At 34.8% G+C, this 18,668-nt stretch carries 14 protein-coding genes; 1 reads left to right on the plus strand and 13 read right to left on the minus strand.

Annotated features, from left to right (window positions below; genetic code table 11):
• Nucleotides 1-7 precede the first annotated feature (7 nt).
• From A3EE_RS0102365 to A3EE_RS19910, 13 genes are all read right to left on the minus strand, one after another.
• Complete coding sequence (locus tag A3EE_RS0102365) at nt 8-466, minus strand: hypothetical protein (protein ID WP_018341828.1); 459 nt, start codon at nt 464-466, stop codon at nt 8-10.
• 175 nt (nt 467-641) lie between these two features.
• Nucleotides 642-2,576: a choice-of-anchor tandem repeat GloVer-containing protein gene (locus A3EE_RS0102375; RefSeq protein ID WP_083921236.1), complete on the minus strand. Its 1,935-nt coding sequence runs from the start codon at nt 2,574-2,576 to the stop codon at nt 642-644.
• A 55-nt stretch (nt 2,577-2,631) separates the two neighbouring features.
• Complete coding sequence (locus tag A3EE_RS0102380) at nt 2,632-3,279, minus strand: DUF6498-containing protein (protein ID WP_018341830.1); 648 nt, start codon at nt 3,277-3,279, stop codon at nt 2,632-2,634.
• A 175-nt stretch (nt 3,280-3,454) separates the two neighbouring features.
• Nucleotides 3,455-5,263 (minus strand): tetratricopeptide repeat protein, encoded by a 1,809-nt coding sequence (locus A3EE_RS0102385; protein WP_018341831.1) that lies wholly within the window; start codon nt 5,261-5,263, stop codon nt 3,455-3,457.
• Between the two features lie 452 nt (nt 5,264-5,715).
• Nucleotides 5,716-7,272, minus strand: a complete 1,557-nt coding sequence (locus A3EE_RS0102390) for an Ig-like domain-containing domain (RefSeq protein ID WP_018341832.1) — start codon at nt 7,270-7,272, stop codon at nt 5,716-5,718.
• On the minus strand, nt 7,272-8,135 hold the full coding sequence (locus A3EE_RS0102395; RefSeq protein WP_018341833.1) for a class I SAM-dependent methyltransferase: 864 nt from the start codon (nt 8,133-8,135) through the stop codon (nt 7,272-7,274). Before A3EE_RS0102395 ends, A3EE_RS0102390 begins: the two co-directional genes overlap by 1 nt.
• Before the next feature lies 1 nt (nt 8,136).
• Entirely contained in the window at nt 8,137-10,002 is a 1,866-nt protein-coding gene (gene mnmG, locus A3EE_RS0102400; RefSeq protein WP_018341834.1) for a tRNA uridine-5-carboxymethylaminomethyl(34) synthesis enzyme MnmG, read from the minus strand.
• Nucleotides 10,003-10,338: 336 nt separating this feature from the next.
• Entirely contained in the window at nt 10,339-10,770 is a 432-nt protein-coding gene (ybeY, locus tag A3EE_RS0102405) for an rRNA maturation RNase YbeY (RefSeq protein WP_018341835.1), read from the minus strand.
• Between the two features lie 2 nt (nt 10,771-10,772).
• On the minus strand, nt 10,773-11,174 hold the full coding sequence (locus A3EE_RS0102410) for an ATP-binding protein (RefSeq protein ID WP_018341836.1): 402 nt from the start codon (nt 11,172-11,174) through the stop codon (nt 10,773-10,775).
• A 109-nt stretch (nt 11,175-11,283) separates the two neighbouring features.
• Complete coding sequence (locus tag A3EE_RS0102415; protein ID WP_018341837.1) at nt 11,284-14,610, minus strand: DUF4175 family protein; 3,327 nt, start codon at nt 14,608-14,610, stop codon at nt 11,284-11,286.
• A 134-nt stretch (nt 14,611-14,744) separates the two neighbouring features.
• Nucleotides 14,745-16,505 carry an ABC transporter substrate-binding protein gene (locus tag A3EE_RS0102420; RefSeq protein WP_018341838.1) on the minus strand — a complete coding sequence of 587 codons (1,761 nt, stop codon included), beginning with the start codon at nt 16,503-16,505 and terminating at the stop codon, nt 14,745-14,747.
• A gap of 119 nt (nt 16,506-16,624) precedes the next feature.
• Nucleotides 16,625-17,389: an exodeoxyribonuclease III gene (locus A3EE_RS0102425; protein WP_018341839.1), complete on the minus strand. Its 765-nt coding sequence runs from the start codon at nt 17,387-17,389 to the stop codon at nt 16,625-16,627.
• An 8-nt stretch (nt 17,390-17,397) separates the two neighbouring features.
• Nucleotides 17,398-17,850 carry a hypothetical protein gene (locus tag A3EE_RS19910; RefSeq protein WP_018341840.1) on the minus strand — a complete coding sequence of 151 codons (453 nt, stop codon included), beginning with the start codon at nt 17,848-17,850 and terminating at the stop codon, nt 17,398-17,400.
• Nucleotides 17,851-17,910: 60 nt separating this feature from the next.
• Between A3EE_RS19910 and A3EE_RS0102435 the strand changes: the two genes are divergently transcribed.
• On the plus strand, nt 17,911-18,621 hold the full coding sequence (locus tag A3EE_RS0102435; RefSeq protein ID WP_018341841.1) for a ComF family protein: 711 nt from the start codon (nt 17,911-17,913) through the stop codon (nt 18,619-18,621).
• Nucleotides 18,622-18,668 lie beyond the last annotated feature (47 nt).

The following is an 18,668-nucleotide window of genomic DNA, read 5'->3' on the forward strand; positions in this document are numbered from 1 at the left end:
TAGTGGATTATATTTCTTTCAAATTCAATTTAGCAATTAATATTTGGATCATTCTATTTCCTCGTTGATGAAATTCAACCAATATGAGAATAGAAAAAATAATCATGCAAATCGGTAACCCAATTATAAATTCAGTATGTATTCTAAGAAATAAAAAATAAAGACATATGATACTATTAAGTGAAAACATCAGATATAATAAAATCTTTAATGAAAAGGGTATTCTCAGTTTTAAAAATATTTTATTCTCTGCTATATTCTCAACAATAGTTCCGTAAACTTCTGGCCTAAAAGCATAGTGATGATTTTGATAAAATGCTGGTAACAATGTAAATTCATCTGTACCAATATTTCCATCAAATCTCCATGTTCTATTTTCTGAAGACTTTTTTATTTCCTTCAAAATGTTTCGAATTTGTTCTTTATCGTATGGTGTTGTAAAAGTAAGTTCTTTGTAGAAAAACATAATAATAATTTTAGCAATTCTCCAATTCCTTTTGCTTCGCCCTTATCTCCTACCATTCTAACAAAATTAATAATCAAAAAGCGTATAATTGCGAACAGGTACTGTAGCTTTCTAATTCCTGTAGCGGTGATCCAAATTTTTTGTTGCAACTACAGATTTCAACCTCAATCAAAATTTAATGCTTTACAAATTTCTCGCGCCAGACACCTTGATTCGTTTGAACCGTAATATAATAAATACCTGGTGCAAGTGAAGATACATTGGACGTTTCAGCAAATGAAGTAAGTATTAATTGTCCAACTGCGTTATAAATAAGCACAGATATTATATGTATATCGTCGGTTGTTTTCAGGTTCAGTTCTTGTGTAACCGGATTTGGATAAAGCCGAATGCTGTTCGCTAAAATTTGATCTGTAGTTGCTGTTTCTATTAATTCAACATTTAAGCAGGCAGAAGTGTCTTTGCACACATTTTCTACAATCACAGCATAGGTACCGCTGTTTGCGGCAGTAAATGTATTACTTGTTTCCCCAACAATCACAGCGTTGTTATTTTCACAGTCGATCCATTGATAACTTCCTTCGCTTGTAGTTTGCAATGTATTTCCAGTTAAGGTAACAATTGGCGTTGTATTCCCAATCGTAAGTTCAATGGCCGGCGCAACAGTGATACCACATTCGTTCTCCATCGTGCATTCCCATGTTCCGGCATCTGATTCTGTAAAAGATTCAAAATGTAATTCCGCACTTGTTTGCGATGGATCCTCGATGTTGTTGTGTTTCCATGTAATTGTTGTTGCATTGGTGTTTTCAAGATCCAGTGCAAAAGCTGTTCCTTTACAGACTTCGAAAGTTGTAACTGTCTGAGATGTATAAAATGGCTTTCGACAAACTTGAACAATAGATGCATTAAAACCTTGTACCCAGAAACGACCTGCCATACGGATCGCACTGGTGTTGACGTTATATTCAAATACTCCGAATTGTGTAACACCGTATATTTTTCCGTTCGCGCTATTGATCAACCCTTGGGGGAAAACACCCATATCTCCCAGCCAGTTTAAATTTTGAAGGAAATCATATCTTTTAGTAAATATATTTGTCGTCAGATCAAATTCATACAATACCCCTCCTCCATTGGGAAGATTGGGTTCGGAAACTCCTCCTCCATGTGCTGTTCCATAAAGCTTGCCATTACTTGCGTACACAAGCGATGTTGGTTCGTAGGTTAATACGCCACCATTAAAATCGTATTTTTTTGTATATACGTTACCAGTAGGATTGAATTCATAAAGTACACCCCTATAATTAACGCCACCATAAGATGCTGTTCCATAAAATTTCCCATTCACTTCAATCAAATTCCCATTGTAGGAATAACCATCGGTTATTACACAGTTGTTTTTATGAATGATGGATAAAGCATTATTTAAAGGGTTTACCCGTATGATACTTCCCAGGTATGGATTAGGAATCGGGCAGTTGGAATTTGTGTATGTGTTTGTATACAGCATACCATCTGCAGCTTTAATAAATGCAGCATTGAGTCTATTTCTTAATACACCATTTGTTGCACCGCCGTTATATGTAGGAATTGTAAAAGGTTTCGTAAATACTCCCGTATTTATATTATATGAAAATACATAATCTCCTTGTTGCATTAATCCATAAAGAATACCAGGTGAAACTTCCGTCAGCGCTGCACGGCCCTCGGCTCGTGGAGTATAAATATTTGGAAGTGCCGTATTTGAAGGTCCGAAATGCTGAAGCACTTTGAATTGGCTTGTTGCTAAATCATATTCGAAAAATGTTCCACCGCTAAATGCACCAGTAGAATTAAGTCCACCTGATGATGCAAGCCCGTATAATTTATCATTACTGGCAAGTAACAAAGCACTTAAGTTTTCTCCATCAACTGAAGTTTGAAACTGACGGACGATTTCCAGATTATCTCCAATTGAATCTGTTTTAAAAATAAATCCGCAATTATTACTACCCCCCTGACTCGATGTTCCCCAAAACTGCATTTGCCCAATAACAGTTATAGTTGTAATAATAAAGCATAAAATACTGAAAGAAATTTTAGCGGGTTGTAAAATTAAAGGTTTCATAGCTATTGATCCTTTTATACATTATTAAGTAACCTTTAATATAGAATTTTGAAGCTTATTCCAAATTCGACTTTTCAACTTCCTTACGTTTCATCCTTATCGTCAACCATTCAAACAAAAACTTAATGATCAAAAATGGTATGATGGCTAAGATGGTGCTGTAGCTTCCCAATTCAAAAGGTATAGAGCCAAGTTTTTTTGTTGCAACTGCCCATAATAAGATTCCCAGTATGATGGATACATGCAAGGTGATAAGCGAACCGGACATCATACCGAATGATACTTTATTTATAGTTTGAACTTTATTCCGGTACACATAAATTTCCCGGCCAATAAATGAAATTAAACTGATATTGAAATAAATATTCTGGAACAATAAAATCTGCGCATTTTTAGAAATTGCATTCTCTGTATTCCATTCGATAATAAAACCAAAACAAACAATTATAAATACAATGTAAATAAACAACATAAAGAAGCGACTGCCTATGGATGCTTTGACGAGCAGCGGAGTTTCGATTTCTTTTTTATTGAATAAGTATCTAAAGAAATCAAACAGCACTTTAATAAACTCGTCCCACCAAAAAATATAGATCACATAAAAAATGGTAATCTCCTGCACAACAACAGCTACAATTGTTAGTACGGTAAAAAACAATAAGGATAAAATATCTATTAAATAAGCAGCGCTGTTTTTATTCATGATAGCGTTTTCAGACTTATTGATTTTATTTCTTTTTATTAAGATTCACTCAATGAGTTGTTGGCCGTGGGCACAACAACCCATTTAAAACAATCAACGTTTGTTGAAAAATTTTGTGGATATCGCGGGGTTTTTCAAATTTCAGAATTTGATCGGAATTTAATTCTTAGGTTTCTCAAATTTTATCGCCGCGCAATATTCTATATCGCTTCCTGGCTTCCACTACATATACGCTGTTTGTATATTTTACCAGAAAATCCTGATAGAGCTGCATTGCTTTTGCATTATCTTTCAGATCGAATTCGTAGATCTGTGCCGAAGTAAATAAGGCATCGTCGCCTAACAAATCATCGGCGTAGCCGGTCGAGATTTTTTTCAGCATTTCCAGTGCTTCTGTTGGTTTACCGGTTTGTCTTAGAATTGTTGCCTGCAACCAATACACATCGTCTGTTAATTCATGATGCGGATATGCCATCAATAACATGTTGGATGCAACCAACGCTTCGTTGTATTTCCGCTGGAAGATCAGTAACTCAATTGCGCTGTAATCTCTTAAGGCATCGGTGGTAGAATCGAGGCCGGAATTTTCTGTTATAAACACGCTCATCTGTATTGCATCATTTGAAATCTCACGAGTGGTCGCAAGTTTCAATACATCAAGTTGCTCCTGCGCCAATAGAAATTCTCCTCTATAATAGTAAAGCTTTGCGTTTCGCAATTTTGCTTCATGGCCAAGCGGATCTTCTTTAAAGTCTTTTTCAACCTGACTGTATAGCAATGTGGATTCCCAGGGTTCGCCGGTCAATAAATAAATATCCCCCAGGTCAATCTTAGCTTTACCGCGTAAGCGGTTTTCGGTATATGGATTTTCGATCAAGGATTGCAAAATAACAATTGCCGTATCTTTTTTATCTAAATAAAATGCATGTAGCAAAGCCATGTTTCGCAGACTCTCCAACGTGTACGCTGTACGGCCATTTTCTTTGATCAATTGATTGTAATCATTGATCAGTCCCACAATTTTCGACTTTTCTACTGGAAACGTATTTTTAATCTGTTCTTCCCTGGTCTGTATCAACATTCTTCTCGCAACTGTATAGGCATAACTATCTTTATAGGTATCTGCTATAAATTGATAACACATTGCGGCCGCATCGTAATCTTTGTTCTCAAGTGCAATGTTGCCAACTTCCATTACTTGAGTACCCGTTTCATGACTCCTCTTATCAATGGCCTTTGCTTGAGTAAAAGCTTTCGAAAAATTTCTACGCTGAATGTTTAACCAAAGTAACAGCTGATTATATATTATTTGAGATGGGTCCTTATTGATTCGATCGTAAACTTTTGTTTCAAAAGCTGAAAATTGCTCGTCTGTTTCAAGTTCATTTTGAAAAACATTTTGAATCGGTTCTATTTCTTCCGGGTGCTGATTTAAGTAATTCAGCAATTCGTCTAACATATTATCAGTTTCGCCAAGCCTATTGTAGATTGTTGAAAGTTGAAAACAATACGCGTAGCGGTCGAAATTTTTTCTGGCCTGAAGGTATAATTGTTTCGCCCAGGTATATTCTCCTATTTTCTGAAGATATGAACCTGATACATCTATTGCTGTTGAATTCTTTTGAATACTAGAAATGAATGAAGAAAATTCCTTTTCCGCTTTTTCAGTTAAATTTTGCTGTTTATAAAAGAGCGCATAATCAATTCTATAGGTATAATTATCCGGCGCAGTCATTTTGATCATTTTCTTAATGATCTTTTCGGCCTCCGGGTAATTTTTTAACTTATATAGAGTTGATAAGTACGTATCATAAACTTTTGGCAGGTTTTCTTCTTTTTTAACAACTTCTGAATATGTTGCAGCGGCTTTTTCAAAATCGCCGTTGTTATAATATTCTTTCCCCAACTTAAAATAATCTGTTTGCGAAAAGCCAACAATAGAAATTGTAAAAAACACAAAAAGGTTAACTATTTTATATTTCATTTTCTTCTATTATTATTTTTATAAAATAAAATTTTTAAATTTTTTGTCTTTATTATTAAGGCTGTGGATTCGTTTATAAGTTTCTGAATTAACACTTGATTCTTTTCAGTCCACAGTAAAACAAATCCGTTTACACATTAATAACAGGTTATCCATAGTATAAGTATCAGTTAATTATTATTTTATAGTTTTAATAACAACTATAAAAAGTATTTAAATACATATATACACGAATATCAACATAGAACTTCTTGTGCATTGTATGAACGTATATGCACAGCTATTAACATTCATTTTTAGTTTTCTATTTTATGCACTTCTATGATTTTAGCTTCACAGGCTAATACCATCTTTTGTGATTAATTACTGGCTTATTCACATACCATATTGGGATAATTTATTTTAAAAATATTAGTTTATACCCTTATCTACAGTTTGTTAATAAACTATGTTTAAAATATCATTTGTATATCTTCTAGATCCCAATTGGCTCTGATCGTTAGGTTTTCTTTAAAATAGATTATAGGTTCTGCCGGTATTTTATGGATTGGGTCGTAAGCATTCCAATAACCATCTTTGTTTGTATCTATAAAAACATAAAGCTTATAACTTCCTGGATCTATATTTTTTATTTTGTTTATTGATTGATTTTTAGAAGTATAAATAATTGTTCCAGTAGAATTTTCAAGATGACTTGTATATGTTTTTTCTATAGTTTTAATTTCATACTGTAGATTACCATACATCTTTTCTTCACCCGTAGTTAATACCTGAGTGTATTCTTTATTGTATTCAGAATAAATTGAATGAATTGATTTATAAGGAATTGTAAATTTTAAACTATCATTTTCTTTTTGCCCTTTGAATATGACTGTAAATGAGTTAGAATAGTTTTTTATCACGTAAGAAACATGCTCTGGTGCTGTTAATTTTAATTGAATTGTGTCAATTAAGCGATCTGTACTAAATTGTATTGAATCAAGTTTTGGTTTCAATACATATTTTTTGTGAATATTCGTAATGTTAATTATTGTGTCTTTATCTTTCTGAATATCAATATTTTTAAATTTAATAATTTTTGAATATGCACCTCTTATACCCAATGAATCTACATATTCGATTTGTATTTTAGTACTATCTTTTAGATTATATTGATTTTCAAGCTGATATTTTCTACTCGATATTTTTGTAGGAAGGTAAAATCCATTTTCATCTTTTATTTTTATTTCTTGTAAACCTTTGGATAATAGTATGTTTATATATTTATCTTTAGAATTTGCAGAAATGATTCGGGTTGTATCTAAAACAGTTTTTTGTAATTGAAAAGTCCGATGTAGGTGATCTTTGATAGATAATTCTTGAATGTCTACTGGTTCATCTTTATCCCATTTATTGTTACTATTCAAATCATAAATAGCTATAGTCTCATAAATATTATGTTTCACGTAACTTATTTCTACCTCTCCCGAATCATTTGCTGTTCCAACATATTCAGGTTTTGATTTTAAAAGACGTAATAATGTATCTGTTTTAGGAAAGAGCAATAATTTAATATTTGAATGATTTGTTGATCCGGGTACAGTTTTAATTTCAGCGTGAATTTTATTGGTATCTATATGATCACCGGTTGAAAAAGTTACGCTGTAGTTTTTAATTTTGTTTCCTTCTGTATTATCTTTTATTCCATCTGCAAGATTAAAAGTATAAGTGGTGTTGGGTTTTAATGTATCAGTCCAGCTCAGCTTAACTGTATTTTTTTTAATTTTAGAAGTAAAGTTCCCTTCTATCGTTGGACTTACTAAAACTTTTGATGTTAATTGATTCTCAACTATGGGTTCATCAAATGTTAAGGTAATGTAGTTTTCCTTATAATTTGTTGTTCCGTTTTTAGGATATTCAGACAACACTTTAGGTTCTTGCGTATCTCTGGGTCCGCCTGTTGGTGGTACAATATTCGCGCAACGAATAAAAAGTAAGCTTGAAAAAATTAGTATGAATATACGAACCATTATTTTCTTTCAATGATATAGATTAAACTTGATGTATTATGTTTACCTGCTTTTAAATTTGAAATAAATCCATTCCAGAAAGCACGTAAAATATTTCCGTTTTTATACTTTTCGCTTAGCATACTGATGTAGTAGCTATCAAATTTCATTGGTAATATTGCATTCACTTTTAGATTGTATCTGTTTGCGAACTGCTTAATTACTGTTTTTTTGTAGTGGTATAAATGCCTTGGTACATCATATGCTGCCCAATATTCTTTATATTTTTGAGCGTCCGGTGATTCCGGATTTGGTACAGCAATTACCAGAATTCCATCTTTTTCTAAAAGTGATTCCAGTTTTGAAAATGTTTTATTTATATCGTGAACATGTTCCAATACATGCCACATTGTAATTACTTTGTATGTACCGGTAATTTCAGCAAGGGATTTAAATACTTCCTGCTGCAGTCTATTTGAAGCAATGGTATTTGTATTTAAATCTGGTTCCATAACGGATATTTGATATCCATTATTTTTCATATGTTCGGCAAAATATCCTGTACCACAACCAATATCCAGAAGTGTTGATCCTTTATGATATGTCGAAATTATACCTAGCTTTTTGTTCAAGGTTAATTTTCTTGCAATATGGTATAAGCTATTAATGAATCCTTTTTTAGTATCTGTATGTGATACATAATCTTCGGATTGATAATATTTCCCGATTATGTTTTCTGGCGGTTGAGGATTGGTATGAATTAGTCCGCAGCAGAAACATTCTAGTAATTCAAATTTCTCTTTGGTTATGCTTAAGTCTTTTACTTCTAAGATAGAATTAAGATCGTCGCAATCGCAGTAATTGCAGGTTGTAATGTGTATCATATTATCTGCCCATGTATATCATTAGTATTGAAATATCAGATGGATTTACGCCACTGATACGGGATGCCTGGCCTAGTGTAGCAGGTTTTATTTTGCTTAATTTTTCTCTTGCTTCAATAGAGAGAGCTTGAATTTTTTTGTAATCGAAGTCCGGGTTCAAGGCCATGTTTTCAAGCTGAGTCATTTTCTGAGCCATTTGCTCTTCTTTGTCTATATAATCTCTGTATTTGACTTCAATGATTGCCTGTTCTATTTCTTCTTGTGTGTATGGCTCAACAAGTGTTTTAATTTCAGGAAGCCTCTCCGAAAACAAGTTGATCTCCATATTGGGACGTTTTAATAAGTTATATAAAATAACCTTTTCACGTATTGGAGCTGATCCATTTTCTTCTAAAACAGGGTTGGCTTCTTCTGGTTTTATCTTCGTATTCTTTATCTCTTCTACCAGTTTTTCACTTTGTTGTTTCTTGATCAACATATCCTGGTAACGTTCTTCACTCGCTAATCCGATCTGGTGCCCTATTGGAGTTAATCTCAAATCTGCATTATCTTGTCTTAATAAAATTCTGTATTCAGCTCTCGACGTAAACATTCTGTAAGGCTCTTCTGTGCCTTTATTTACCAAGTCATCTATCAATACACCGATGTAGGCCTCAGAACGCTTTAGGATAAGCGCTTCTTCGTCTTTAGCTGCTCTATGGGCATTGATACCAGCCATTAATCCTTGGCAGGCAGCTTCTTCATAACCTGTTGTTCCGTTTATCTGTCCAGCAAAGAACAAGTTCTTCACAAGGCGTGTTTCAAGACTTAATTGTAATTGAGTTGGCGGGAAGAAATCGTATTCAATAGCATATCCCGGTCTGAACATTTTAGCGTTTTCAAAACCTGCTATTTTACGTATTGCTTTGTATTGAATATCTTCTGGTAATGAAGTAGAGAATCCATTCACATATACTTCTACCGTATTCCAGCCTTCCGGTTCTACAAAGATCTGATGCCTTTCCTTTTCAGCAAAACGGTTTATTTTATCTTCTACCGATGGACAATATCTAGGGCCTAATCCTTTTATTCTTCCTGTGAACATAGGAGAACGATCAAACCCTTCTTTTAAGGTTTCGTGTACAGCAAGGTTGGTATAGGTAATATGGCAAGAGCGCTGTTTAACCAAAGCACTTGTTTGTTTTGAATAAGAAAACTTAGAAGGGTTTACATCCCCTTCTTGTTCTTCCATTACAGAATAGTTTAGTGTTCTTCCGTCTACCCTCGGAGGTGTTCCGGTCTTCATTCTTCCACTTTCAAAGCCTAATTCTACCAGTTGTTCTGTGATACCAGTTGCTGCCTTCTCTCCTGTTCTACCACCACCTAATCGTTTCTCTCCAATATGAATGATACCGTTTAGGAAGGTACCATTAGTTAATACAACTGTTTTGCATGGTATTTCAATGCCTAATCCTGTTCTTACTCCACATACTCTTCCATCCTTCACTATCAGACCAGATACCATCTCCTGCCACATATCTACATTGGGCAAAGCTTCTAATTGCATACGCCATTCCCAGGCAAACATATGTCTGTCGTTTTGAGAGCGTGGGCTCCACATAGCAGGTCCTTTAGAACGGTTTAGCATTCGGAATTGAATCATGGACTTGTCTGAAACAATTCCTGATAAGCCCCCTAGTGCATCTATTTCCCGAACAATTTGCCCTTTTGCTACTCCACCCATTGCAGGGTTACAACTCATTTGAGCTATTGTTTGCATATTCATTGTTGCAAGCAATACTTTTGAGCCCATATTGGCAGCAGCAGCAGCAGCTTCACAGCCTGCATGTCCAGCACCAACCACAATTACATCGTATTCAGGAAACATATCCTTTTCTAGTTATTTTAGTTTCGCGTGTTCCACGTGAAACATTGTATTTGTTTTTATCTGTAATAAATGTTCCACGTGAAACATGTAAAACATATTTTTCTATTTACTCTAATCTCCCCTAGGAAACTTGAGAGTAAATCTGTTATTGGTTTTAATATGTTCCACGTGAAACATCGAACATATTCTTTTTATTATTAGCACTCCAATGTTCCACGTGAAACATAATTTAGTGATTTCGTGGTTCCTTATAAGGATGATTCATTTGAGAAAACAAGAAACATTATTCGAATAGGTTTAATTCCTATTTCTTAAAACCAGTTGTAGATGTATGTATTAAAATGCTCGGTAGGCTAAGGCTGAATCCTCTTTCTTTCGCATCGTTTTACTTTCTGCGCTGGTTTTATCTTTATATCCTGTAAGGTGTAGTAATCCATGAGCTAGTACACGGTGTAATTCGTCTTTAATACTTGTTTTTTGCTGTTGGGCATTATCTCTTATCCGATCAATGCTTATAAAAATATCTCCTTCAATTTTACCTTTAACTTCACTGTTATCAAAGGTTATGATATCGGTATAATAGTCGTGATCTAAAAAATCTTTGTTGATTTGAAGAAGGTATTCATCTGAACAAAAAATGTAATTGAGTTCTAAGATTGAATACTTTTCCTTTTTAGCAATTGATTTCAACCAAGACCGTATTTCGGTACGTTGTCTTAATTGATATGATATGTCTTCTGTAAAGAAGTGAATGGATTCTTCTTTCAAGATTAATTGTTGAAGAATGTTAATTCTACTTTGCGGCCTTCGTTTGAAAACTTTACTTCATCCGCAAGATGTTTCATTAAGAAGATACCACGGCCACCAATTTTTTCAAGATTCTCAGGTGCAGTAGGATCTGGTAATGTATCAGGGTTAAAGCCCAGACCTTCATCTTCAACAGTAAATACCAATACGTTTTCTGTGCACGAAGCTGTTAACGTAACGTTCTTTTTGTTGTCTTGATTGTTGCCATGACGAATAGCATTGTTTACAGACTCAGTGATTGCAACCATGATGTTGCCATAGATGTCATCATCTATTTCAAATGTGTCTTTAACATTGTCAATAAAACTTTCGACAATACGAATGTTTTCTACTAATGAAGGGATTTGAATGCGCAAGGATTCCATGTCTTTTCTAAAATGTAGTGCAAGTTATTTCATTGATAATTAATAACAAAATATGTCTAGGTTCAATTAACTAAGAATGAAGAATAAGCTTGCAATTGTTAAATTATTTTTAATCTAGCGCCTTAAAGTAATCGTCTATTTCCTCTTTGTAGTAAGGCGTATACGATGGCGGTATGGTTTTTATTAATTCTAATTGTTTCTCTTTTGCCTTTAGGTATTTCTCTAAAGATGGAGGATAGTTATTTGTTTTTTGAGTAGCTGTTTTTGACTCTCTAGTGTTATCCCACTCTCTTTCACGTATGGATTTTTCAGCTTCTAGCAAACGGGTTTGTATCTCCCGCTGGCGCATGATGGTTTCGTTTGTGATGTTTTTATTTACCAAATCCCGTTCCGTTTGCTCCATCATTTCACTCAACTTTTTCATTTCATTGCTTGGGTTTCCACCTTGCTCCTTCATGACTTTTTCCATCTCCTGCAATGATTTGCGGATGCGTTCCTGTTCTGCAGCAAGCTTTGCAAGTTCTTCTGAAAAACCTTTGCCACTTCCTCCGTTTTTCTTTAGTTCTTCAATCCGTTGGCTAAGCTGTTTTTGCATCTCGCTTATGTTTCCGTTTTTAGGCTTACCTGAAGAACCAGGTTTAGGTTTGTTGCATTGAGCGCCGCTCATTTTAGGCTGGCTATTGGCCATATCCTCTTGCATCTGTTTCAATACCTCATTCAGCATTAAAGCAAGATTGTTCATGGAAGTCATAGCATATTGCTGGTCGGCTGCAGCTAAGTCCGGACGACGTTCTTTAATATGTTGTACGGCAGCATCCATATACTGATTCATTGCAACTACTTCTTTGGTAACAAAGGCTTCAATCTGCGGAACCCGTTTTGCAAGGGCGTATAAACTGTCTTTTATGATCTTGCTGTCGTCTTTTAATTTTAACTGTTGTTGACCTAAAGTAATGTAACGTGGATCGGATTGGCGTACCTTACGGAACTCCTTCATTAACGCTTCTTCATCAAATGACACGTGCAACAAATTATCCAAAATCTGACGCAGATCCTTCATGTTTTCAGAAGCTTGTTCTGCCTCCATGTTTTGTTTCATCTGCTGCATCTTATCCGACATTTTCTTCATTTTATCGGCAGCACTTTTCTGAGAAGCACCAGCTTTTTTACTTTGATTGTTTTGCAGCTCTTCACTGCTTTTCTCCATCTGCTGATCTATTTCATTCTCTTCTTGCTCAAGGTCTTCAAGTGGCTTTTTGTTCTCTAATTCCTTGTTCATTTCTTCAAGGCTTTTTGTATCCTCCTGAAGTTTGTCAAACTCTTTATTAAGCTGTTCCTGTTCTTTTTGGAGTTCCTCTTTTGGAGTTTTTTGCTCCAGTGTTTTATTAGCCAGGTCTTCTTGTTTCTTGGCTAATTCATCTAATTTCTCTATATTTTTCTCTAACGCTCTGTCAAATTGCATTTGTTTGAACAACTCTAAATTCCGTTCAATTTCCTTCTCCAGGAATTTATCTTTGTCTGTTAGATTTTTTAATGCTTTGTCGATTTCTTCTTTATTGGCATTTTCGTGAAGGAGTTTCTCTAATTCCTCCATCATTTTCTTCGTTTCCTCGTCCAGAAGCTCATTCATCAATTTCTCCAGCTGCTTCATTTTTTCAGCTAATTCCTGAGATGCCGGGTCAAATTTGTCTTGCTTTTCCTGAAGTTTTTTTAGGTCTTCTTTTAATTTCTGTAGTTCTTTTTCTAACTCTTTGTTCTTTTTAACCATCTCCTCCATGGCTTTTTTGTCTTGCCATGAAAGTTGTTTTTTAGATTTCAAACGCTCCTCAAGTTCCTGCATTTCTTTCTGCAGTTGTTTTGCTTTATCAGCTACCTCCTGAAACTCTGATGAAGCAGAGCTTGAAGCAGTTTTTAATTCCGCATCAAGCTCCTCTTTACTTGGTATTTTCCAAGAGAAAAGAGGAGATTTAGTTCCTTTTGATCCGTTTATACCATCATTATCAAATACTTCCAAATAATATTCCAATTCTTGTCCGGGCTCGATCTTAATAGAATCAATGCGCCACGTGGAATAAAATGTTTGATTGGTTTTGCCGGCATCAATAAAGATCGGTTTTGTTCCCTTCTTAATAATTGCTTTATCTGAACCTTTAACAGAATAATGAATCAATAAGCGATTTAAACCATAATCATCTGATAATGAACCACCAAAGTTAATTTCTTCCATTAATGTAGAATCTCTGAATTCTTCCACAATAATGGAAGGATATTGATCTTTTATAACAGTTAAAGTATATTGAATTGGATCTAATTGTTCTGATTTAGAATGATTTATATGTATTGAATATTTATCGTCGTTGCGGATTATTTTTTTAAATCTGAAAATATTCTCATTTTTTTCACCTCGTAGAAAGGCATTTTTTTGACTTTCAAATTGCATGATCAGCTCGTCTGTATAGATCGTCTCAATGTTCCACGTAGCGATGGTACCTTCCGGAACAGATAAATTACCCCCGTTTTTGATAGATTCAGATGATTTTTTAAGGTATGCCGGATATTGCAACAAAATATCCAAACCTCGGATATCTGGTTTTACTGAGACTCCAACTTCATATTCTTTAGACAAAAAACCGGCAGCTTCAAAGGTGAAATTTTCATTTCGCTGTAAGTTTTTGAATTCGTAACTGAATACACCATTATTTTTCCGCTTCAATTTGTAACGCTGATTATGTATTAAAATATAACATTGATCAGGAATTTCATCTCCGGTCAATTCAAGATCAATTTCCAGGTCCTGATTTTTGTAAGCAGAAAGTTTTTTATTCAAAATATTGAACTCGAAAGGCGCCGGGATCAAAAATTGGTTATTATATTTAATTATACGGTTTGCACTCTCTGTTAATAAACCTGGTATAACAATCAATAAAATGATTATTAGAAATATAGGTGGTAAAACATAGCGTGCATATCTACGGTTTTCAGATATATCAATCGCGCCAGAAAATGAGAAGGTATTTAACTCTTTTGACTTCTGCTGGATGCTGGCAAGAATCAGCGCATTGTCTGTATTGTTGCTACGTGCCTGAAGCTGAAGTGTATTTATTAATTTATCTTTTATTTCAGGGAAAAATGCTCCGATTTGTTTAGATGCTTCTTCATTAGTTAAGGCTTTATCGAGCTGAAAGAGTTTGATAACCGGTATACAAATCCAATAAGCTAAGGTATAGGCAATGCTGCTGAGCAGTATAATTAAAAATGAAAGCCGAACGATGCTGTTAAAACGGCCGTAATATTCGGTTAATGCAACAGCTAAAAATATACTTGAAACCAATCCAATGGTGATCAACGAACCACGTACCAATCTATTCAGATAATATTTCTTTTTATATTGTCTGAGGTTGATTAATAGCTCTTCATATGTTGCACCATGCATCATTTAAGCGGTTGAGTTTGATTGGTTAATTTTATTTAATCCTTCTGTATGAGAAAAAACCCGTAATAATTTCTTTCTGAATTATTACGGGTTTTTAAATGGTTGTTTCTTCTATAACGACGAAGACTTCGTAATTGTTATTTTGCTTCTGCTTTTGCAGGTGTTAAATAAACAGTTGTGAAATCTCTGTATTGCATTGCGTTATTAGGGAAGTTCTTAACTGTAGGCTGCATTAATCTGTATGCTTCATCATACCATAATACTACAATTGGAGCTTCAGACATAGCAACTTTTTCAGCAGCTAAGAAATATTTGTAAGCTTCAGCTGTTGATTGAGCTTTTAAGCCTTGCTCATATAAGTTATCAAATGTGCTGTTTTTGTAACGTGCCATGTTCGGGTAAGACGATGTTGATGCGCTTGCAGGAACATTTTTACCGTATAGATACCAAAGGAAGTTTTCAGGACTAGGATAATCTGCAATCCAACCTACTCTGAATAGATCTGCTTTACCACCGATCATGTTATCAATCAATGTTGCAGTAGTAACAACATTTGTTTCGATTGTGATATTTAAGTTATTTTTTAATTGAGTTCTTACTTCGTTGGCTACAGCTTCGTTTCTTCCACCATCAGAGTTTAATTCTAAAACGATTTTAGGAACATCTGCACCGTTTTTGAAACCAGCTTTCTTAAGGTAGTAGTTAGCTGAATCTAAGTTTAATGTATAACCAGTGATTGATTTCGCATCGTAATCAGGGAAAACATTGATTGGCGTGATACCCCAGAAACCAGGTGCATCGCCTTCTCCATCCAATACTTTATCTAAGATCATTTTTCTATCAATACCGAAAGAGATTGCTTTACGAAGGTTAACGTTGTTGAACATTTTACCTTGGTTTGCGAATGAAAGGAAGTGTACAGCCATTTCAGGATTTTTCTGTAATTCATACATTCCGTATTCACCTGTCTTTTTAACAGACTGCTCTTCGATATCAATGATGAAGTCTGTTGGTAAACGATACATCATGTGGAAATTGCCTTTCTTAAATTCGATCAATTCAATTTTACGATCTTTTAAGAATTTAACTGCGATACCATTCAAATAAGGAAGTTGAGTACCATTTTCATCTTTCAAATAGTAGTTCGGATTTCTCAATAAGTTTACTGAAGTTCCTTCATCAACACTTGAGATAACAAATGGGCCAGTACCTACTGCTTTAACACGCATTTCCTGTCCATATTTTTCATATGCTTCTTTAGCAAAAATGAATGTGAATGGACGAGCTAAATTGTATAGGAAAATAGAGTTTGGTTCAATCAACGTAAATTGGATTGTTAGAGGATCGATTACTTTGATACCTTCAACTTCAAATGCAGGTTTTTTACCTCCAACTGTTGCTTCGTAGTACGCATCAGCACCTTTTAAGATTCCTTGGAACATGCTGAATCCTTGGTTTTGCTGAGGATTAGATGTACAAAGTAAGCTGAAACAATATTTAACATCTTCTGCTGTTAACTCACGACCTTTTCCTTCAGGGAAACAAGCATTGTCGTGAAATAGAACACCTTTACGAAGTTTAAAAGTATATACTGTTTTTGATTCGTCAATTGTATAGCTTTCAGCTAAGCCGTTTGTTAAGTGTAATGAATCCTGCGTGAATTTCAGCAAGCCTTCATACACTTGAGATGCAATTCTGTATGAAGTAGCATCTGTAATGTTGTGAGGGAATAAGTTCTTAAGAAATTCCGCTTCATTATACTTAAAAATTCCACCGGAATATTTGCCGCCTTTGGCTTCTACTAATGCTTCAGCATTTTCAGATCTTCCATCTTTGTCATTGGAACAAGAACCCATTACAAATACTGCAAGTAAAAGTGGTAGTAACGATTTTTTCATTGTATCGTGAGAAATTATAATGTACTCAATTATTTTTTTTCGTTATACGCAAAACGCAAATAACGGTTCATTTCTATTAGTAAAGCAATATACCAAATTCTGTATACAAACAAATTTATTTAGGGGATAATTTCTAACAAAACCGGACAATGATCGGAGTGGATGGCATCCGGTAAAATAACCGATCGTTTTAACCGTGATTCCATTTCTTTGGTAACTGCATGATAATCTATTCGCCAACCTAAATTTTTACCACGCGAACCTGCTCTATAACTCCACCAGGTATAGTGATGCGGTTCTTTATTAAAATGCCTGAATCCGTCTATAAATCCGGAGTCAAACAATTTGCTCATCCATTCTCGTTCCTCAGGAAGAAAGCCGGAAGTTTTGGCATTCGATTTAGGATTATGAATGTCTATTGCCTGGTGACAAATGTTAAAATCACCGCAAACAATTAAATGAGGAATCGTTTTTCTTAATTCATTAACATATGTAAAAAAATCTTCCATCCATTCAAATTTGAATAGCTGTCTGTCTTCTCCGCTCGAACCTGAAGGCATGTACACATTCATGATCGAAAAATTGCTGTAATCGGCACGGAGTACGCGTCCTTCGAAATCGTATTTTTCTATGCCGCAGCCATATTCCACATGCTTAGGAACTTCTTTTGTGAAAATAGCCACTCCGCTATATCCTTTTTTCTGTGCAGGAAATGCATAAGAAGTATAGCCCAGTTCTTTAAATGCTTCTGCACTGATTTGGTCTGTGCTTGCTTTAATTTCCTGAAAGCACAACACATCTGCATTTGTAGCCTTAACCCATGTTAACAAACCTTTGGTAATGGCAGCACGGATTCCGTTAACGTTGTATGTAATTATTTTCATTATCTTAATTAAATTTCTTTGTCCGGTTCTGAAGCATCATTGGGTGATGGTTTTGGTTTAATAATTGGCTTCAGCTTGCTTACATCTTTTGCATTTTTTTCCCGCTCTCTTTCATCAAAGATGTGTTCTTCAAAATATTCTATCATATGCAATTTTAGAAGATCTTCCTGTTCTTCTAAACTTAATTTGGGTACAGGTTTAATGGCTTTATAATGAGGCCAGCCATCGGAATCTGTACCTTCAAATTCATAATATCCGGAAAGACTTAATAATTTGCAGGTTGCAATGTGCATCAGATCCTGCTTTTCTTCTTTAGAAAAGGCTTTTTTTCCTTTTCCCAATTCATTTACACCAATAAGAAATAAGAGCGTATTTGTAGTAGGTTTTTTGCCGGTGGTGCGGATGAAGAAGTACATCAATCGCTTCCAGTCTTTATTCAGATCGAGGTCTTCAAATTCCATGTAGTTTTTTATCAAAGGAAATACTAATTTAACAAACCATTAGCTAAGGAATCTTTTATTATGAAAATTTTTTTAAAAAGCGTCGGCATTTTTTCCGAATGCTTATCAGATGTGCTATTTCCACCGCATTGTATTGTTTGTGAAAATGGTTTGTATCAAGGTGAAACGGATGTTTGTTCCGCATGCTTAAGCAATTTGCCGATCGTAAACGAAGACTATTCTCCTGAGTCATTGTACATACGATTGTCAATTGAATTGAGACCTTCATTTGTATGGGCGTATTTGCTTTTTGATTCTAAAAATAAAACGCAGAAAATTCTGCATGCCATTAAATACGGGGACTCTCCAGATATTGCTGTTCGGTTATCTGCGATCTGGGCAGACCGTATAAAAGAATCGTTGTTGAATTCGGGTATTGATATGATCGTTCCAATTCCGTTGCATAAATCTAAAATGAGAAAGCGCGGATATAATCAGGCGACAAAAATTGCAGAAGGAATTCAGAAAGTGATTGGGTTGGAAATAGAAGAAAGTATTTTGTATCGGAAACGGAATTTATTTGTGCAGGCGCGAAGCAAACGAGTAAAACGATTTGAAAATGTAAAGCTGGTTTATGCAATTCGAAATACAGAAAAAATTAAAGGCAAACACATATTATTGGTAGACGATGTATTAACGACGGGCGCTACCTTAGAGGCCTGTGGTATTTTATTAAAAAATGCAGGGGCAACAAAAGTGAGTGTCGCCTTGCTGGCAATGGTTGCAGACTAAAATTGCGAAATGGTATAAAATAAAAAAACCTCCCGATAGTTATCGGG

The sequence above is a fragment of the Cytophaga aurantiaca DSM 3654 genome (assembly GCF_000379725.1).
GTDB lineage: Bacteria > Bacteroidota > Bacteroidia > Cytophagales > Cytophagaceae > Cytophaga > Cytophaga aurantiaca.

Bases quoted from the DNA above. Each gene is read 5' to 3' on its own strand.
- A3EE_RS0102365 (WP_018341828.1), bottom strand. From the start codon at position 466: ATGTTTTTCTACAAAGAACTTACTTTTACAACACCATACGATAAAGAA.
- A3EE_RS0102375 (WP_083921236.1), bottom strand. From the start codon at position 2,576: ATGAAACCTTTAATTTTACAACCCGCTAAAATTTCTTTCAGTATTTTA.
- A3EE_RS0102380 (WP_018341830.1), bottom strand. From the start codon at position 3,279: ATGAATAAAAACAGCGCTGCTTATTTAATAGATATTTTATCCTTATTG.
- A3EE_RS0102385 (WP_018341831.1), bottom strand. From the start codon at position 5,263: ATGAAATATAAAATAGTTAACCTTTTTGTGTTTTTTACAATTTCTATT.
- A3EE_RS0102390 (WP_018341832.1), bottom strand. From the start codon at position 7,272: ATGGTTCGTATATTCATACTAATTTTTTCAAGCTTACTTTTTATTCGT.
- A3EE_RS0102395 (WP_018341833.1), bottom strand. From the start codon at position 8,135: ATGATACACATTACAACCTGCAATTACTGCGATTGCGACGATCTTAAT.
- mnmG (WP_018341834.1), bottom strand. From the start codon at position 10,002: ATGTTTCCTGAATACGATGTAATTGTGGTTGGTGCTGGACATGCAGGC.
- A3EE_RS0102410 (WP_018341836.1), bottom strand. From the start codon at position 11,174: ATGGAATCCTTGCGCATTCAAATCCCTTCATTAGTAGAAAACATTCGT.
- A3EE_RS0102415 (WP_018341837.1), bottom strand. From the start codon at position 14,610: ATGATGCATGGTGCAACATATGAAGAGCTATTAATCAACCTCAGACAA.
- A3EE_RS0102420 (WP_018341838.1), bottom strand. From the start codon at position 16,505: ATGAAAAAATCGTTACTACCACTTTTACTTGCAGTATTTGTAATGGGT.
- A3EE_RS0102425 (WP_018341839.1), bottom strand. From the start codon at position 17,389: ATGAAAATAATTACATACAACGTTAACGGAATCCGTGCTGCCATTACC.
- A3EE_RS19910 (WP_018341840.1), bottom strand. From the start codon at position 17,850: ATGGAATTTGAAGACCTCGATCTGAATAAAGACTGGAAGCGATTGATG.
- A3EE_RS0102435 (WP_018341841.1), top strand. From the start codon at position 17,911: ATGAAAATTTTTTTAAAAAGCGTCGGCATTTTTTCCGAATGCTTATCA.